Source organism: Neptuniibacter sp. PT8_73, assembly GCF_047778045.1.
GTDB lineage: Bacteria > Pseudomonadota > Gammaproteobacteria > Pseudomonadales > Balneatricaceae > Neptuniibacter.
The window spans coordinates 938,632-957,429 of the sequence record NZ_CP180545.1; the positions used below are offsets into that span (position 1 = coordinate 938,632).

At 45.3% G+C, this 18,798-nt stretch carries 16 protein-coding genes; 12 read left to right on the plus strand and 4 right to left on the minus strand.

The genetic code is table 11. From position 1 onward, the window contains the following. Positions 1–32: 32 nt before the first annotated feature. Complete coding sequence (locus ACMXYN_RS04155; protein ID WP_415893623.1) at positions 33–557, plus strand: HugZ family protein; 525 nt, start codon at positions 33–35, stop codon at positions 555–557. Between the two features lie 12 nt (positions 558–569). On the opposite strand, the gene ACMXYN_RS04160 is transcribed toward ACMXYN_RS04155, so the two are convergent. Further along, a complete protein-coding gene (locus ACMXYN_RS04160) occupies positions 570–776 on the minus strand; it encodes a DUF2788 domain-containing protein (RefSeq protein WP_415883698.1) in 207 nt (68 codons plus the stop codon). 480 nt (positions 777–1,256) lie between these two features. Here ACMXYN_RS04160 and nrdA point away from each other — a divergent pair, with 480 nt between their 5' ends. From nrdA to yfaE, 3 genes are all read left to right on the plus strand, one after another. Further along, entirely contained in the window at positions 1,257–3,521 is a 2,265-nt protein-coding gene (gene nrdA, locus ACMXYN_RS04165; protein WP_415893624.1) for a class 1a ribonucleoside-diphosphate reductase subunit alpha, read from the plus strand. A 101-nt stretch (positions 3,522–3,622) separates the two neighbouring features. Then, positions 3,623–4,753 carry a class Ia ribonucleoside-diphosphate reductase subunit beta gene (nrdB, locus tag ACMXYN_RS04170; protein ID WP_415883700.1) on the plus strand — a complete coding sequence of 377 codons (1,131 nt, stop codon included), beginning with the start codon at positions 3,623–3,625 and terminating at the stop codon, positions 4,751–4,753. 11 nt (positions 4,754–4,764) lie between these two features. Continuing rightward, on the plus strand, positions 4,765–5,031 hold the full coding sequence (gene yfaE / locus ACMXYN_RS04175) for a class I ribonucleotide reductase maintenance protein YfaE (RefSeq protein WP_415883701.1): 267 nt from the start codon (positions 4,765–4,767) through the stop codon (positions 5,029–5,031). A gap of 788 nt (positions 5,032–5,819) precedes the next feature. On the opposite strand, the gene ACMXYN_RS04180 is transcribed toward yfaE, so the two are convergent. Both ACMXYN_RS04180 and ACMXYN_RS04185 read right to left on the minus strand, forming a co-directional pair. Next, positions 5,820–6,668 (minus strand): AraC family transcriptional regulator, encoded by an 849-nt coding sequence (locus ACMXYN_RS04180; protein ID WP_415893625.1) that lies wholly within the window; start codon positions 6,666–6,668, stop codon positions 5,820–5,822. Positions 6,669–6,683: 15 nt separating this feature from the next. Continuing rightward, positions 6,684–7,283 carry a LysE family translocator gene (locus tag ACMXYN_RS04185; protein WP_415893626.1) on the minus strand — a complete coding sequence of 200 codons (600 nt, stop codon included), beginning with the start codon at positions 7,281–7,283 and terminating at the stop codon, positions 6,684–6,686. A 212-nt stretch (positions 7,284–7,495) separates the two neighbouring features. On the opposite strand from ACMXYN_RS04185, the gene cysM reads away from it, so the two are divergent. From cysM to rlmB, 7 genes are all read left to right on the plus strand, one after another. Then, positions 7,496–8,392 carry a cysteine synthase CysM gene (cysM, locus tag ACMXYN_RS04190; RefSeq protein ID WP_415883706.1) on the plus strand — a complete coding sequence of 299 codons (897 nt, stop codon included), beginning with the start codon at positions 7,496–7,498 and terminating at the stop codon, positions 8,390–8,392. Positions 8,393–8,644: 252 nt separating this feature from the next. Next, positions 8,645–10,906 (plus strand): GTP diphosphokinase, encoded by a 2,262-nt coding sequence (relA, locus tag ACMXYN_RS04195; protein WP_415893627.1) that lies wholly within the window; start codon positions 8,645–8,647, stop codon positions 10,904–10,906. 25 nt (positions 10,907–10,931) lie between these two features. After that, complete coding sequence (gene mazG / locus ACMXYN_RS04200; protein WP_415893628.1) at positions 10,932–11,750, plus strand: nucleoside triphosphate pyrophosphohydrolase; 819 nt, start codon at positions 10,932–10,934, stop codon at positions 11,748–11,750. Between the two features lie 203 nt (positions 11,751–11,953). After that, entirely contained in the window at positions 11,954–14,563 is a 2,610-nt protein-coding gene (gene ppc / locus ACMXYN_RS04205) for a phosphoenolpyruvate carboxylase (RefSeq protein ID WP_415893629.1), read from the plus strand. Positions 14,564–14,944: 381 nt separating this feature from the next. Next, positions 14,945–15,604 (plus strand): adenylate kinase, encoded by a 660-nt coding sequence (adk, locus tag ACMXYN_RS04210; RefSeq protein WP_415883710.1) that lies wholly within the window; start codon positions 14,945–14,947, stop codon positions 15,602–15,604. A 137-nt stretch (positions 15,605–15,741) separates the two neighbouring features. Further along, positions 15,742–16,752: a ferrochelatase gene (gene hemH, locus ACMXYN_RS04215; protein WP_415893630.1), complete on the plus strand. Its 1,011-nt coding sequence runs from the start codon at positions 15,742–15,744 to the stop codon at positions 16,750–16,752. 1 nt (position 16,753) lies between these two features. After that, a complete protein-coding gene (rlmB, locus tag ACMXYN_RS04220) occupies positions 16,754–17,494 on the plus strand; it encodes a 23S rRNA (guanosine(2251)-2'-O)-methyltransferase RlmB (RefSeq protein ID WP_415890491.1) in 741 nt (246 codons plus the stop codon). Between the two features lie 83 nt (positions 17,495–17,577). Here rlmB and ACMXYN_RS04225 read toward each other — a convergent pair whose 3' ends face one another. Then, on the minus strand, positions 17,578–17,901 hold the full coding sequence (locus tag ACMXYN_RS04225) for a thioredoxin domain-containing protein (protein WP_415893631.1): 324 nt from the start codon (positions 17,899–17,901) through the stop codon (positions 17,578–17,580). A 244-nt stretch (positions 17,902–18,145) separates the two neighbouring features. On the opposite strand from ACMXYN_RS04225, the gene ACMXYN_RS04230 reads away from it, so the two are divergent. Then, positions 18,146–18,736 carry a DUF6988 family protein gene (locus ACMXYN_RS04230; RefSeq protein ID WP_415893632.1) on the plus strand — a complete coding sequence of 197 codons (591 nt, stop codon included), beginning with the start codon at positions 18,146–18,148 and terminating at the stop codon, positions 18,734–18,736. Positions 18,737–18,798 lie beyond the last annotated feature (62 nt).

Genomic DNA, 18,798 nt, shown 5'->3' on the forward strand with positions numbered 1-18,798 from the left:
GTACGACTTTGGAGTGAATACGAGGGGACCTTATGTCAGAGCATAAAGAAGGCCAAGCAACACCAGATGAAGCCTGCAAACGATTGCAGCAAAGTAAGAAGACCTTGTTGCTGTCGACTTTGAGTGCCGAAGGGTTCCCTGAAATTAGTTATGCGCCCTATGTGAAAGATCAGCAGGGGAGCTTTTATATCTTCATTAGTGAGTTAGCAGCGCATACCCAGAGTTTGTTAGTTAACAATGAATGTTCTGTGATGTTTATTACCGATGAGGAACAGTCGCAGAATCTCTTTGCGCGTGAGCGTCTTATCTATAGCTGTTTATCTGAACGTGTTGATAATCAAGATGATGCGTATCAAGTAGTGTTGGATGATTTAGAAGGGAATTTTGGGAATGTTGTGGGGATGTTACGTTCCCTGCCAGATTTTCATCTGTTTAGATTAAAACCGCAGCAGGGGCGTTATGTCGTAGGTTTCGGTAAGGCTTATGTTGTAGATCCGAGTTCTGGATCGCTGGAACATATTAGTGAGAATACATTAAAGAAACCGAAACCTAACTAAATATGAGGGTGGCTATGCGGCCCCGCCCATCATCTCTACAACGACAGTTTTTACCAAGAAGGCAGCCAAGCCTAAGCCTAGGGCAAAAAATAAAATGGCAGTACCGAATTTACCTGCGTTGGATTTTTTTGCTAGATCGTAAATGATAAAGAATATAAAACCAGCAAATACTGCAAGACCAATGTTCAGAGCAATTGCTTCCATTTCTGCTAAACGCATTTAGGCTACCTCTGCTTTAAGCTTAAAATTGGCTGCAAATTATACAGGATTTTGTCCTAGAACGGTACTCGGATATTGTCGGTCAAAAGCGCACATCACACTTTAAATTTGCACCAAAATTTGGCACGGAGTTTGACGATTTGCCATGGGTCAAAAAAATAAAAAAAAGTTGGATTGCAGTAAAAATAATTAGTTCCCCTGAAAGCCCCGTCATATCAATGATTTCGCTAATTTCAGGTGCTCGCCTACACTCTAAAAAATCCAAAATCAAGAGTTGCATTCAACTCTCATATCACTATATTTAGTGTCTTAAATGACTTGAAGCACCACATGTAGTGCCTCTTGACAGAGTAGAGTCTAAAACCTGCAGCCCGCATGATCGCGTTACTTTTCGTGCTTTTGCCAGATTTTAACGGCAAGTTCAGGGTTAAAAGCAGGATCATAATTACAAATATATCTGAGTGTTATTTGGAAGGTCGCATGCAGCAAGATCTGATGGTTACGAAAAGGGATGGTCGGCAAGAACAGCTTGATCTAGAAAAGATCCACAAAGTTGTAATCTGGGCCGCTGAAGGATTAAACGCAGTATCACCGTCAGAAGTTGAGCTTAAAGCTCACTTACAGTTCTTCGAGGGTATGAAAACCTTCGATATCCATGAGACGCTAATCAAGTCGGCTGCCGATCTTATTTCGGAAGATGCTCCTGATTACCAATACCTATCTGCTCGCTTGGCTATCTTCCATTTGCGCAAGCGTGCATTTGGTCAGTTCGAGCCACCGCACCTGTACCAACATGTTGCAACACAGGTTGAAGCGGGCCGTTATGACAAACATCTAATCGCAGATTACACAGAAGAAGAGTGGGGCGTTTTAAACGACTACCTAGATCACAAACGTGATATGAACTTCTCTTACTCTGCAGTTAAACAGCTGGAAGGTAAGTACCTTGTCCAGAACCGTGTAACTGGCGAAGTTTACGAAAGCCCACAGATTCTTTACATGCTAGTGGCAGCTTGCCTGTTCGCGGATTACCCGAAAGAAGCGCGTCTGGATTACGTTAAGCGTTTCTACGATGCGACTTCTCTATTCAAGCTATCTCTGCCTACGCCAATCATGGCGGGTGTGCGTACACCTACACGTCAGTTCAGCTCATGCGTACTGATTGAAACAGGTGACAGCCTAGACTCTATCAATGCAACATCTGCATCGATTGTTAAATACGTATCTCAGCGTGCAGGTATTGGTATCAACGCTGGTGGTATTCGTGCACTAGGTAGCCCAATCCGTAATGGTGAGGCGTACCACACCGGTTGTATTCCATTCTATAAGCACTTCCAGACAGCTGTGAAATCATGCTCTCAAGGTGGTGTTCGTGGTGGCGCGGCAACGCTGTTCTACCCAATTTGGCACTTAGAAGTTGAATCTCTATTGGTTCTTAAAAACAACCGTGGTGTTGAAGAGAACCGTGTACGTCACCTTGATTATGGCGTACAGATCAACAAGCTAATGTACACTCGTTTGATCAAAGGCGGCGACATTACATTGTTCAGCCCGCACGAAGTGCCGGGCCTATACGAAGCCTTCTTTGCTGATCAAGATGAGTTTGAGCGTCTATACGTTCAATACGAGAACGATCCAAATATCCGTAAAGAAACAATCAAAGCGGTTGAGCTGTTCGGTATCCTTGCGGCAGAGCGTGCGCAGACGGGTCGTATCTACATTCAGAACGTTGACCACTGTAATACGCACAGTCCATTTGATCCGGCTGTTGCACCTGTTAAGCAGTCTAACCTTTGCTTGGAAATCGCATTGCCAACTAAACCGTTGCAGCATGTGAATGATCCAGAAGGTGAGATCGCACTTTGTACGCTGTCTGCGTTTAACCTAGGTGCCCTAGAGAACCTAGATGAGCTAGATAACCTAGCTGATCTGATCGTTCGTGCGTTGGATAACCTATTGGATTATCAGGATTACCCAATTCCAGCAGCGCATACATCGACAATGAACCGTCGTCCTCTAGGCGTGGGTGTGACTAACTTCGCGTACTACCTAGCGAAGAACGGCGTTAAGTACTCCGATGGTTCTGCAAATGGACTTGTACACAAAACATTTGAAGCGGTGCAGTACTACCTACTGAAAGCTTCCAACGAGCTAGCTAAAGAGCGCGGCGCTTGTCCTAAGTTTGACGAGACTGTTTACTCGAAAGGCTTGCTACCAATCGACACTTATAAGCGCGAAGTAGATGAGTTCTGTGAAGAGCCACTGCACTACTTCTGGGAAACACTGCGCGAAGACATCAAAGAGTTTGGTCTACGCAACAGTACCCTAACAGCGCTAATGCCATGTGAAACATCTTCACAGATCACTAACTCGACTAACGGTATCGAGCCACCACGTGGTTACGTATCGGTTAAGGCGAGTAAAGATGGCATCATGAAGCAGGTTGTTCCGGGTTACACCGAGCTACGCGACCAGTATGAGCTGCTTTGGGATATTCCAAATAACACCGGTTACCTTCAACTTGTTGGTATCATGCAGAAGTTTGTGGATCAGTCTATCTCTGCAAATACTAACTACGATCCTTCGTTGTTCCCGAACGACAAAGTACCGATGAAGCAGCTTCTTCAAGATCTGCTTACGGCATACAAATACGGTGTCAAAACCCTTTATTACCATAACACCCGTGATGGTGCTTCTGACCAAGCAGATGACGGGGGTTGTGAAGGTGGTGCGTGCAAACTGTAATAGGTTTGCCGCTATCCACTGACCACTCAGAGTAGAGCGCCTGTCACAATGTGGCAGGCAATATAACTAGATTTATCCAGGTTTCAGGAACGAACACTCCGATGGCGTACACTACGTTCAGTCACAGTACTCACGATGCAACTAAAGAGCCGATGTTTTTCGGTAAAAGCGTAAACGTTGCTCGTTACGACAGACAAAAATATCCAATCTTTGAAAAGCTGATTGAAAAGCAGCTGTCGTTCTTCTGGCGTCCAGAAGAGGTCGATCTATCGACTGACCGTAAAGATTTTATGAATATGCCGGAGCACGAAAAGCATATTTTCTTGAGCAATTTGAAGTACCAGACGCTACTTGATTCTGTTCAAGGACGTTCACCTAACGTTGCCTTTCTACCTGTCGTGTCTATACCTGAGTTGGAAACATGGTTCGAGACTTGGGCGTTTAGTGAAACGATTCACAGCCGCTCTTACACGCATATTATTCGTAATATCATCACTGAACCGTCTGAAGTATTCGATCAGATCGTGACAAACCCAGAGATCATTCGCCGTGCGGATTCTGTGACACGTTTGTACGATGAGTTCATCAACCTATCCAGTGTTTACAGCATTCACGGTGAAGGTCTACATACGGTTGATGGCAAGGTTTACGACACGTCTATGCGTAACCTTAAGAAGAAACTTTACCTAACGTTAGTATCTATCAACGTACTAGAAGCGATCCGTTTCTACGTAAGTTTTGCATGTTCTTTTGCCTTTGCAGAGCGTGCGATCATGGAAGGTAACGCTAAGATCATTAAACTGATCGCCCGTGATGAAGCGCTGCACCTAACGGGCACGCAGCATATGCTAAACATCATGGCATCTGGCGCTGATGATCCAGTCTTTAAAGAGATTGCTAAAGAGTGTGAACCAGAGGTTTACGCCATCTTTAAAGAAGCAGCTCAACAAGAGAAAGATTGGGCTGAGTACCTGTTCCGTGAAGGTTCGATGATCGGTCTTAACGCTCAGATCCTATCTGACTACGTTGAGTACATCACTAACGTACGTATGAAAGCGTTGAACTTGGAAGAGATCTTCCCATCACGTCAAAACCCACTGCCGTGGATGAATGCGTGGTTGATCAGTGACAACGTTCAAGTGGCACCGCAGGAAGCGGAGATCAGCTCTTACCTTGTAGGTCAGATCGACAACGAGGTAGATGAAGGTGATTTCGACGGCTTTGATCTATAAGAGGCAAGCGCATGTCTGGCCCATCACGCATCAAAGTTAACCATCACCATACGTTCTACTATCAGTACGAACCAACCTTACTCGACGCGCTGGAAGCACAAGAGATTCCAGCGCCATACAACTGCCGCGGTGGATACTGCGGCTGTTGTAAAGTTCGCCTGATTGAAGGTGAAGTTCAATATGTTCAAGAGAGCTTATTGGACCTGCAGGATGACGAAGTCCTCACTTGCTGCTGTATCCCGAAAACACATATCGAATTAGAGATGCCGGACGAGTAAGTCAGAGAAAAAATTAAAAAGCCCCATAAGCTGCAACTTATGAGGCTTGCAAATCCTCTAACAGAAGTCCGAAGAACTTTCTGAAGAGGGCCAGTAAGATTAACTGGAGTGTGCATGTGAATTATCCCGTTAGTCGAGCTTGGTGTCTAGGTGTTCTTCATAACTTTGAGGAAAATAGCCATGGCTAAAACCCAAAGCGGAAAGAAAAAAGTTCATGTACCCGCTCACACTCGTAAAGTGGGTAACAAAACTCGTAAGGTTCGTGAACATTACCGTTCTACGCCTAATTAAATATCTTTATTAGTTGTACCAAACGGCGTCTCTTTTTAGGATTCGCCGTTTCTGTCGTGTTCTTTTACACAGCCAGTTTTTTCCCTTGTCAATATTGCATTAATTAATTCTTAAAAGTTTAAAAAATTTTATTGATTTATATAACTAATTGAAATCAAAGAGTTAATTTTTGTTGGGTTAAATTTTAAACTATTTGCTGAATTCAACGTAACTAGTGCCTTTCAGCGATCTACCCAAAAACTATTCACTGAGTTATCCACAGAAGGTGGGGATGTTTTCCATTTGGTAAAAATTGTCGTTTGTGGACAAGCGATGGGATAACTCGGTTGGTTTTCTTCGACAAGTAATCTTGTTATGTTGGCTGAGCCGTTATGTGACATTAAATGTCCAGTCAGACTCTAAAAGAGCTTTGTATCTAGAGTGAGGTATTTTGAAAAACTACAAGCTCGATCAGTTTGTAGGGTGTAATAACAAAGCGTATAGCTCCATCAATTCTATTATTCATTTCCCACAAAAAACGACTGATAGCTCTTTGGCGTTACCGCTACACGTTTCTTGAAATGCCTTTGAAAATGGCTTTGATCGGAAAAACCCAATTCCAGTGCTGTTTCCGCTAAACCATTCCCTTGTTGCAGCAGTTGCTTTGCTCTATTGATCCGTTGATTAAGTTGATAGGCATGCGGGGCTTGGCCGTATTGTTGTTTAAAACTGCGGATCAAGTGGTAGCGGCTTAGTCCGGTTTCGGCGCAAAAATCATCGAGAGACCAAGGTGAATCGAGCTGATCCATAATCAATTCTTTTACTCTGTGGATATGGAAGTTATCCAGCGCCTTTTGATCAGTTTTGGTATTAAGGTCTTTACCGAAAAGCACTTTAAGATATTCAATCAATAGAGTTTCAGCAGCGAGTTTATTGTCGCTCTCACTGAGCTGCTTAAATAGGCTATCGAATTGCGTAAATAAGCTAGGGTTACTTTGCAGGACTTGGCTAAACGCTAGGTAATCCTGGTTGTTGCTGTTGAATAACTCGCTCTGTAACTCGCCAATCCAATCGGTATCGATAAACAGCATTCGATAAGACCATTCTCCGGCATCAGGGTTGCAGGAGTGCGCATCGCCCGGGTTAATCGTCACCGTGGTGCCTTGATGGATCTGGTTTGCTTGTTTCAGGTTGTGGTATTTGGCGCTACCGGTATCGATCACGCCGAAAGAAAACTCATCATGGGAGTGAGTCTGGTAGCAAGCTGCCGAGCGATGAGCTGAGCGCATTTCAATAAAAGGCAGCGAAGCACAGCGAGCAAAAAACTCGGCGGGCTTTTGTGTGTTGGGTTTGCTGGTCTTTTTCATCGGCTAGCTCAGGCGCTAATTTATCCAGATAGGTGCAATCGTTAGAAATAGCATTATGCCCATAATGCGGTTAAATAGCTTTTGCTGTTTGGGTTGCGCTAGATAATCTTTAATCAGATGCCCAGCGACAGCCCAAGTTCCAACGCCAATCAGGCACGCCGCAAAAGAGATTGCGCCAAACACACCTAAATATAGTTGAGGCTCGGACTGGTTTAGTACAAATACACTCACACCTGAGATCGAGACTAACCAGGCTTTAGGATTGAGCCCTTGGCTGAGTGCGCCTTGCATAAAAGTGGGCGGTGTTGAGCTCTGTTCTTGGTTATTGGACTCACCGGCTGCCGTAGCAATTTTGTACGCCATATAGATAAGAAAGGCGCTGCCCAGATATTTAAGGATAACTAATAGCTGTGGATTGTTTTGAAACAGCTGATGCGTACCTGCACCTGCAAGTAAAACAATCAATGTGTAAGAGATAGTCGCCCCGAGTACATGGGGCAGGGTACGTAAAAAACCATAAACCGCAGCGGAACTGGTTGCGATGATATTCACAGGGCCGGGGGTAATCGCACCGACAAGGGCAAATACAGCCATAGATAGGGTGAGTGCAAACATAGGAAACCTTCTAACGTAAATTATTGGCTTACTATGACAGTGCTTAAAACCAATTTATTGAACGAAATTGCGCTGGGCTATGCTTGTTGGTGAAGAGTAGATTTCTTGTGCTTTTAGGGAACCCTCGGTAAACTTTTGTGTCCTTTATATAGGCTATAAAAAACAGTTTTTTATAACTTATTATTCGTATCTTATAACGGTGAAAAAATTCTATGAGCGTGCAGTTTCCAACAATTGAAGACTATGTCGGTAAGACCCCACTTGTGCGTCTACAGCGTATAGGTCAGGGCAACGGCAATGTGATTCTATGTAAGCTGGAAGGCAATAACCCTGCAGGCTCAGTTAAGGATCGTCCTGCGCTTAGTATGATTCAGCGTGCGGAAGATCGTGGTCAGATTAAGCCGGGTGATACTTTGATCGAAGCAACATCAGGTAACACAGGTATTGCCTTAGCCATGGCTGCTGCAATCAAAGGTTATAAGATGAAGTTGATCATGCCTGATAACAGCAGCGAAGAGCGTAAAGCTTCGATGACGGCTTATGGCGCAGAGCTTATCCCTGTCACAAAAGAAGAGGGCATGGAAGGTGCGCGTGATCTAGCATTGGCGATGCAAGAGCGCGGTGAAGGCATCGTACTTGATCAGTTCTCTAACCTTGATAACCCGGAAGCGCATTATCAGGGTACGGGGCCTGAAATTTGGGAGCAGACTCAAGGTAAAGTGACTCACTTTGTTAGTTCTATGGGCACTACCGGTACCATCATGGGAACGTCTCGTTTCCTTAAAGAACAAAGCGCGGATGTTCAGATTGTCGGTTTGCAGCCAAGCGAAGGTGCACAGATTCCTGGTATCCGTCGCTGGCCGCAGGAATATCTACCTAAGATCTTTGATGAAAGCCGTGTAGATAAAGTTTTGGATATTGGTCAGCAAGAAGCTGAAGACACTATGCGTGAATTGGCGCAGAAAGAAGGGATATTCTGTGGCGTCTCTTCCGGTGGTGCTGTTGCTGGTGCATTGCGTTTAGCAGAGCAAGTTGAGAACGCGGTGATTGTGTGTATTATCTGCGACCGTGGCGACCGTTACCTTTCTACCGGTGTGTTTAACGGTTAAGTTTGGATCGCAAAACGTTTTTTGCAATATAGAAAAGCCCCAATGGGGCTTTTTTTGTGCTTGGCATAAAATATTAGTGGGCATTAATACTTAAGAAATTCGCGCTTTGGCTTCTGAAGGAATAGAATATGCGCCGCATGAGTAGAGAGCAGAAGTTGATTAATCACTTCTAGCCCATATATTAAGTGCAGATAAAAATAATAAAAATAGCCGGTGAACGGTAGGGTTAATTTCTGGGAGCAGTAGTAGAACATGGTTAAGGTACGTCAAGACCAGCCTATTCTAGACGATGGATCTGTAGATCTAGATGTTTGGTTGGAGCACCTTCAGGATCTTACAGACATTGAAGATATCGATGTTATTCGCCGTGCTTGTGAAATGGCAAAACAAGCGCAGGATAACAGCGAAGAATCAGAAGATGTCTGGGCTGAAAATAGCCATAACAGCTACCGCACAGGCCTAGAAATGGCGCAGATTCTTGCGGATTTGCATCAGGATCAAGATTCCCTCGTTGCCGCTATTCTTTATCGCGCAGTACGTGAACGTAAACTGCCTATCGAACGTGTTCGTAAACAGTTCGATAAAGGCATCGCCCAATTGATCATGGGCGTTCTCCAAATGGCTGCTATCGGTAGCCGTAAAAATCCTCGAATCGATGAAAGCGTATTGGGTAGTGAAACTACTCAGATGGACAATGTCCGTAAGATGCTGGTGGCGATGATTGATGATGTGCGTGTGGCGCTGATCAAAATTGCTGAGCGTACTTGCGCTATTCGAGGTGTAAAAGACGGCAGTCGCCGCAAACGTTATCTTGTGGCGCGAGAAGTATTCGATATCTACGCGCCGCTTGCTCACCGTCTTGGTATCGGTCATATCAAATGGGAGTTGGAAGACCTTTCCTTCCGTTATCTAAAGCCTAATGACTATAAACACATTGCCAAGCTTCTGGATGAGAAACGCTTAAACCGTCAGGACTATATCGATAAGGTAGTTCTACGTTTAGAAAGCGAGCTAGAAAACGTCAATATTGATGGTGAAGTTAGCGGTCGTGCTAAACACATCTACAGTATTTGGCGCAAAATGCAGCGTAAGAATATCGAATTTAGCCAAGTTTACGATGTTCGTGCTGTACGTATTTTGGTGCCGCAAAGCCGAGATTGCTATGCGGTACTCGGTATTGTGCACAGTTTATGGCGCAATATTCCGCATGAATTTGATGACTACATCGCATCACCAAAACCGAACGGCTATCGCTCCCTGCATACCGCCGTATTTGGTCCAGAAGGCAAAGTACTAGAGATTCAGATCCGTACCTTTGATATGCACGAAGAGGCGGAGCTAGGTGTATGTGCCCATCACCTATATAAAGGCACAGACACTAAGCAAAGCAGTGATGCCTACGAAGATAAGATCGCATGGTTGCGTCAGGTACTTGAATGGCACGATGACTTGGGCGAAAGCGAAGAGTTTGGCGACATGCTGCGTGGCGATGTTGTTCAAGATCGACTCTACATCTTTACCCCAGATGGTCATGTTATCGACATGCCTAAAGGTGCGACGCCGGTTGATTTTGCCTACCGCGTTCACACCGAAATCGGCCACCGTTGCCGCGGTGCCAAAATTAATGGTCGTATCGTTCCGTTAAACCGTCGTTTACAGACCGGAGATCAGGTCGAAATCATGACGGGTAACGAAGAGCGTCCTCGTCGTGACTGGTTAAACATCAACCTTGGCTTTGTAACTACGCCACGCGCGCGTGCCAAAGTTGCACACTGGTTCAAGTTCCAGGCGAAAGAGCAGAATGCCGATGCCGGCCGCTCTATCGTTGCAAAAGAGTTTAAGCGTTTGGCAATTGATCTGGACGAGCTAGATATTAATCAGATCGTTGAACAGGTTAATTACAAGAATACAGAAGATATGTATGCCGCTCTGGGTGCAGGTGATCTACGTTTGTCTCAGATCATCAATGCCGCTCAGAAACAGGTACTGCGTGAAGAGGAAGAGCAGCTTGATCTTGCGCTACCAGCACAAAGCGCAGGTGAGTCGGGTCAACCTGAAGGAATCCGTATTCGCGGTGTCGGCAACCTGCTTACTACGATGGCGAGTTGTTGTAAGCCTGTATTGGGCGATCCTATTGCCGGTTATATCACTCAAGGCCGCGGTGTTTCTGTTCATCGTGAAGACTGTATCAACATGATTCAGTTGCAAGAGCGTGAGCCTGAAAGGGTGATCGAAGTTGATTGGGGTGAAACAGGCCAGACAACTTATCCTGTGGATATTTATATCGAAGCGTTCGACCGTTCTGGTCTTCTGCGTGACGTTATGTTGTTGATGGCAGAAGAAGATCTAAACATTATTGCTGCGAATACTCTGTCAGATAAACGCGATAATATTGCACGTCTAACTCTGACTACCGAGATCTCCAGTCTGGATCTTTTGGGTCGTATCATGGATAAGATCAATCAGGTGCCAAACGTAATGGAAGTTCACCGTCAACGTGGTGGCACCAACTAATCAGCTGGATGTAGGTTTTTGCGTTATGGCTCAGTACACAATTGATGATCTTATCTATCTGATGTCGCGTTTGCGTGATCCTGAAACCGGTTGTCCTTGGGATCTTAAGCAAACTTACGCCACTATTGTGCCGCATACCTTGGAAGAGGCTTATGAGGTTGCAGATGCCATTGAAAGTGAAGACTGGGAACATCTAAACGACGAGTTAGGTGATCTACTGTTCCAAGTGATCTTTTATACCCAGTTGGGTTCTGAAGATCAGCGATTCGACTTTTCCACAGTCGTAAACAACCTGATCGAGAAGTTAGTTCGTCGCCATCCTCATGTTTTTCCAGACGGTACCTTGCACTCCAATTGTGCAGATAATCCGATCTCGGAAGAGGAGATTAAGCGCAACTGGGAAGCGATCAAACAGCAAGAGCGCGATGCTAAAGAAGCTAAAGGCATTAGCCGTGTCTTAGACGATGTGCCGCGTGCTCTGCCTGCACTTTCTCGTGCTGCGAAATTGCAAAAGCGCGCTGCGCAAGTGGGTTTCGATTGGAACGAAACCGAAGCTGTTTTGGATAAGATGGAAGAGGAGTTAGCAGAGCTTCGCGAAGCCATTAAGTCCGGTGATAAAGCTGCGGTAGCTGATGAGATGGGCGATATGCTATTTGCTCAGGTTAATCTAGCGCGGCACCTTGGCGTAAACCCTGAACATGCTGTTCGTGGAACTAACCAAAAGTTTGAACGTCGTTTTAGCTTCGTTGAAGACCAAGTGCTTGCATCTGATCGTGACTGGGATGCTTTCTCTTTAGACGAATTAGACGCCTTTTGGGATCAAGCCAAAGCTAAAGGTCTGTAGCTTCTTTAAAAAGTTCGTAGCAGGCTTTTAGCATGCAGTTAAAGCACTTTACTCCTCCTTTCATACCTCTCTTATAGCCCTGTTTTAGTGCGCTATTCCTTAAATAATTAACTGAATTTACTGTGTTTTTCTTCTTTTTAATGGGTTAGCATCGAAGAAAACCGACTCCATCGGTATGCGAATTTTTGCGTCAGGAGGGATATATGACCAATCTGCACGAAGCTTTACGCGATGATGTTCGAATGCTCGGCTCTAGCCTTGGTGAAACCATAAAAGCACACCTTGGTGATGAACTGTTTGATAAGATTGAAGTGGTACGTCAGTTAGCGAAAGAGGGACGTACGGAAGAAAACCCTGAGCACGAAGAGCTACTCAAAGCGCTACGTGAACTGGGCGAAGATGAAGTATTACCGGTTGCCCGTGCGTTTACTCAGTTTTTAAATCTCGCCAATATTGCCGAAGAGCACCACCGGGTACGTCGTTACCTTGAAGTCACCGATGTTTGTACTCCCGATTCTCTCTGTACTCTGTTTGCTCAACTGCGTCAGAAAGGTTTTACGCCTAAACAGATTGCTGATTCTTTGTGTGACACCCAGATCGATCTTGTGCTTACGGCGCATCCTACTGAAGTAAACCGCCGTACCTTAATCCAAAAATACGATGATATTGCTGACTGCCTACGTCGCTTAGACAGAGGTGATGAGGAAGCACAAGTTCGTTTGGATGAATTGATCCGACAGATTTGGCATACCGATGAGATTCGTAAGCAACGCCCAACACCTGTCGATGAGGCGAAATGGGGCTTTGCGGTAATTGAAAACTCCCTTTGGACTGCGGTGCCTAAATTCTTGCGCCGTGTAGATGCTCAATTAAATGAGACACTGGGTGAGCGTTTGCCGCTCGATAGCTCGCCAATTCGTTTCGCCTCTTGGATGGGTGGAGACCGTGACGGTAACCCGAACGTTACGGCCAAAGTTACCGAAGAGGTGCTATTGCTTTCCCGTTGGATGGCCGCTGATCTTTATCTGAAAGATGTCGATGCTTTGCGTGCCGAACTATCAATGTATCAGGCTAGCAAAGAACTGATGGCCCGTGTTGGTGACTGTGCAGAACCTTATCGCAAGTTACTGGGTGAAGTACGAAGCCGTTTGCAGGGTACAAAGAACTGGGTTGCACGTCAGCTGAAAGGTGACGTTGATGGCGATTACGACGTTTATGTCCACGAGGAAGAGCTACTAGAACCGTTGATGCTGTGCTATCGCTCTTTGCAAGAGTGCGGTATGGGTATCATTGCAGAGAATGCTCTGGAAGATATTATCCGTCGTATTGCTTGCTTCGGCCTAACCTTAGTGAAGTTGGATATTCGTCAGAGCTCTGATCGTCATGCGCAAGTATTTGAAGAACTATCACAGTTTTATGGCCTAGGTTCATACAGTGGCTGGACAGAAGAGGGGCGTCAAAGCTTCTTGTTGAAAGAGCTACAAAGCAAGCGACCGCTATTTCCAAATGAGTGGGTGCCATCAGATGAGGTGCAGGAAGTTCTAGATACTTGTCAGGTAGTCGCGACAGCCGATAAGAGCGCATTAGGCTCGTATGTAATCTCTATGGCCAGCCATCCTTCCGATGTATTAGCCGTTATCTTGCTTCTACGTGAGATGGGTATCAGCCATAACATGCGAGTTGCACCGCTGTTTGAAACCCTGAATGATCTTGAAAATGCTCGTGATTGTATCGATGCGTTGTTAAGTGTTGATTGGTACAAAGCCTACACTCAAGGCCATCAAGAGGTGATGATCGGTTATTCCGATTCCTCCAAAGATGCAGGCCAATTGGCTGCGGCTTGGGGTCAGTTTAAGGCACAGGAAGGGCTAACTCAGCTATGTAAAGATCATGGTGTTCACTTAACCTTGTTCCACGGTCGTGGTGGTACAGTGGGCCGTGGTGGCGGTCCAAGTCATACAGCAATTTTGGCGCAGCCTCCGGGCTCTGTAGATCATAGTCTGCGCTTAACCGAGCAGGGTGAGATGATCCGCTTTAAGTACGGTATGCCTGATTTGGCGATTCGTAACTTAGAGTTGTGCACAGGCGCCGTATTGGAAGCAACGCTTAGTCCGGCTCCTGGGCCAGAGCAAGCGTGGCGTGAGCAGATGGAAGCCATGGCTAAACGCGGCTTAACCGAGTACCGTGCCATTGTTCGGGAAAACTCGATGTTTGTGCCGTATTTCCGTGCGGCTACGCCTGAACAAGAACTAGCGAAACTTCCTTTGGGATCGCGCCCAGCCAAACGCCGACAGGATGGTGGGGTAGAGAGTCTACGTGCAATTCCATGGATCTTCGCGTGGACGCAGATTCGCTTAATGCTGCCAGCGTGGTTGGGTAGTGATAAAGCATTGCAAGAAGCGCTGAATGAGAGCAGTCAGTCGCTGGTTAAAGAGATGTATCAGAAATGGCCGTTCTTTAGATCGACCATCGATATGCTTGAGATGGTATTAGCGAAGAGTGATCGTAACATCTCGGCATACTACGATGAGCAGCTGGTTTCTGACGAGCTAGGTGTATTGGGCTCAAGTTTACGCCAGCGTCTTGGTGATATTGTTGGTCTGATCAATCAGATTAAAGAGCAAGATGGCTTATTGGATGCTAGCCCTGTGATTCGCCAGTCGATCGATGTGCGAAACCCGTATATTGATCCGCTGCATTTCTTGCAGGCAGAATTGCTTCATCGAGATCGTAACCAGCCAAATGAACGCTTAGAACAAGCGCTAATGGTAACTATGGCGGGTATTTCCGCCGGTATGCGAAATACTGGATAAGCTGATTTTTCAGCGATTTTCGCTGTTTTTATGATCTAAGTTACTGCGGTGCAGCAATAAATTACTTGTGCTGCAGTGACTTGATAACGTAGTCTCTTACACAGATTTTTAATTCAAAGCCGCTGTTGAAACTCCCGAACTTTCAATAAGTTTGCTGGAGATGGGGCCGCTTTGACTATGATTACCTATCAAACTAACGGACTTATACCTTGGTTCCATAAGTCCTGTATTGGTAGTCCTAATGTCGAATTGTTCGCTTTTAAGGTCATGGTATCGTCCGGCATTAGCATTTTTTTATGACAGATTTCTGCTTATTCGATCAACATAGATCGGATGGCGACAACTTTAAAATTTTAAACTTACTAGTTAGGAGTTTCCTGTATGCGTATTATCCTTCTGGGCGCACCAGGCGCAGGTAAAGGTACTCAGGCACAATACATCACTGAGAAGTATGGCATTCCTCAGATCTCTACTGGCGACATGCTACGTGCTGCGGTAAAAGCGGGTACCCCTCTGGGCGTGAAAGCCAAAGAAGTTATGGACGCAGGCCAGCTTGTTTCTGATGACATCATCATCGGTCTAGTTAAAGAGCGTATCGCTGAATCTGATTGTGCAAACGGTTTCCTATTCGACGGTTTCCCACGCACTATTCCACAAGCTGATGCTCTAAAAGATGCTGGCGTTAACATCGATGCAGTAGTTGAAATTGATGTTGCTGACGAAGAGATCGTTAAGCGTATGGCTGGTCGTCGTGTACACCCAGGTTCTGGCCGTACTTACCACGTTATTTTCAACCAGCCTAAGGTTGAAGGTAAAGACGACGTAACTGGTGAAGACCTAGTTCAGCGTGCTGACGATGCAGAAGACACTGTTCGTGACCGTCTGAAAGTTTACCATGACCAGACTGCTCCACTGATCACTTACTACAAAGGCTGGGCTGAAGAAGACGCAGCTGCTGCACCTTCTTACGTTTACGTAGCAGGCGTTGGTTCTGTAGAAGATATCCGTGACGGCGTATTCGCTGGCTTGGAAAATGCTTAATTAGCATTGATCTAAAAGATTTAAAAAACCGTACCCCACCGGGTGCGGTTTTTTTATGCCTATAATCAGCGCTAACTATAGGATTTTAGTCGCACATCCGAGATAATCTCCCCCTTACATAAAAGGAAAGATGCTGAATGAGCCACACAGATAAAACCGCCGTTGTATTAGTTAACTTAGGTACTCCTGACAAAGCTGAAAAAGGCGCTGTTCGTCGTTACCTAAAAGAGTTTTTATCTGACCAACGTGTAGTCGAAGGTAAGTGTGTTAAACGCTTATTCTGGTTATCTGTATTGAACGGCATCATTCTTAATGTTCGCCCGGGTAAAGTGGCTAAAGCGTATGCCAGCATTTGGGAAGACGATTCTCCAATGCGTAAGATCCTGGACAAACAGGTGGCTGGCCTGCATCTTTTGCTTCAGCAAAAACACGGTGAGCATGCACCCGATGTATTCTCGGCGATGACTTATGGCAAGCCGGGTCTGACTCCTCGTTTGCAAAAGTTACAAGAGAGCGGTTACCACAAAATTCTATTGGTACCTATGTACCCGCAGTATTCAGCAACCACGACTGCCCCTATCTATGATCAGGTAGCAAAGTTCCAGCTTAAACAGCGTGAAGTTCTGGATATTCGTATTGTGAACTCCTATTACAGCCATCCAGAGTATATTGCTGCTTTGGCGGATCAGGTACAAAATTTCCGTACAGAGCACGGTACACCGGATAAGTTGATCCTTTCCTATCATGGCATTCCAAAAGAGTATTTTGATAAGGGTGACCCTTATCCAAAACAGTGTCATGAAACCTCTGAGCTGTTGGCGGCTAAACTAGGTCTTGCTGATACCGAATGGATGACGACCTTCCAATCCCGCTTTGGGCCTAAGGAGTGGATGCAGCCTTACACAGATAAAACATTGGAATCTTTGCCAGAGAAAGGTGTTAAGTCTCTGCAGATCGCTTGTCCTGCGTTTTCAGCTGATTGTCTGGAAACGCTAGAAGAGATCGCTATCGAAAACCAAGAAGTGTTTATGGAAGCCGGTGGTGAGTCTTATGAGTATATTCCAGCGTTGAATGCTCAAGATAGCTTTATCGAGCTTTTGGCTACACTGGTACGTGAGCAAGCAGGCGACTGGGTAGGGGAACGCTAAGATGAAATACGAATACCTTTTCGGCATTCACGCCGTAAATACAGCACTTAAGCGTGATGCACAACGTATCCAGAAAATTCTGATTGCTAAAGGTCGTCATGATGACCGCATGCAGCGTTTGTACGAAGCGGCTATGGGTCTGAAGATCCAATGTGAACAAGTGACTAAACGCGATCTGGAAGAGCTCGCCGATGGTGGTTCCCACCAGGGTGTCGTCGCGCTGTGTAAACCGATCCAAACACATAACGAAAAGTTCCTAGATCAACTGCTGGATAACCTTGATGTACCACCGTTCTTATTGGTGCTCGATGGTGTAACTGATCCGCATAACCTAGGTGCTTGTCTGCGTACTGCTGATGCAGCCGGTGTACAGGCAGTCATCGCGCCTAAAGACAAATCTGCACCACTCAATGCAACCGCTGCTAAGGTCGCTTGTGGCGCAGCAGAAGCGATACCTTACATTCTGGTAACTAACCTTGCTCGTACCCTTAAAAGTCTGCAAGAGCGTGGTATCTGGACCACAGGCACAGCAGGTGAAACCGATCTAAATGTTTACCAAGCTAACCTAACCGGTCCAATGGCGCTGATTATGGGTGCAGAAGGCCAAGGTATGCGTCGCCTAACACGTGAGCATTGCGACCAGCTAGTAAAAATCCCAATGGCGGGTGAAGTGAGTAGCCTAAACGTTTCCGTTGCTACAGGTATCTGCTTGTTTGAAGCGGTTAGACAGCGAAGCAGTTGATTACAGCTTTTAGAGCAAGCCATTAAAAAAGCAGCCTTGTGGCTGCTTTTTTTGTAGGTGGAAGTTGGATCAGGCTGAATAACTTACTTTAGGCACTCTTTGATAAGCTGCTGTACCGGTTTATTAACCAGATCAGGCGCACCTACAACTTCACAATGCTTACCAGCGGTGTAGATATGAAGGACCGGGATACCTCTTACTTTATGCTGTTCTGCTATCTCTGGTGAATTATCCACATCAACAAACTGAACTGGCATTTGTGGGTTTTCTTTATTATGGGTCTGTAAAACCGGCGCAACCCTTTTGCATGGCCCACACCATTCTGCTTCGAAATAAAACAGCTCAGTATCATCAGCGGAAACAGACGCCGCATAGAAAAACATCAGGGAAAACAGCACTTTTTTCATAGAGTAAAAGCCTAGGTCAGTAAATAAGCATGCTAACTATATCTGAAAGACAGTTAGCAGCAAGTTTAAGCAGTATGCGATTTTATGCAGTATCTCTTTGCAGATCTTAAAGTTATGCTGATTTAGCTTTTAACTGATATTGCTTTTGTGCCATGAGGCAATAGTTTGAAGGTTAAATAGATTGATGGAAGCCTAATGCGAATAATATATGGATCCTGTATATACAAATTTTAAATGGTAAGAAATGAAGATTGTATTTGAGACCCGAGAGTTCATAGAGAAAGCATGGGGTATTGCAGAAAGTATTAGTATTGACGGCAATGCTGCTACGCAATTTAAAGGAGCTATGTTTTATTCTACGCTCAATATTTGTGATGCTATGCAGCTGCTTATTCACAAGAGGAATTTTGTCTCTTCCAATATTTTGTTTCGTTCATTGTTAGAATATGTATTCCGTGCGTATTGGTTAAGTCGAGTCGCTTCTGAAAATGAAATTAGCCAAGCTATGGCGGATGAGTGGCCAAAAACAAGAAACCTCCACGAACTAATCGCTGGCAAGAATTCGATAATTGACCTTTTAGCCAGTGAAAAGTTAAAAATAAAGGGCATATTGAACAGCTATATTCATGGTGGGTCGCAAAACCCTCTAGGTCAGCTGGGTAATAGTGGGTACATTGAGCCAAATATCCCAGATTCGGAAGTGTCATACCTCCTTCATGTAATTCTACTCAGCACCTACGTTACGTTATCCGAAATGGCCCATTTATCTGGCGCTGATGAAATTGAAGCGGAAATAGTCAAAATTGTTGAGGAGCTAGTAAGGGAGCTGCCTTAGGAATATCTAGGGCCAGAGTAAATTAAATCCTCCCTTATTATGAAATCCTGTATCATAGCCAT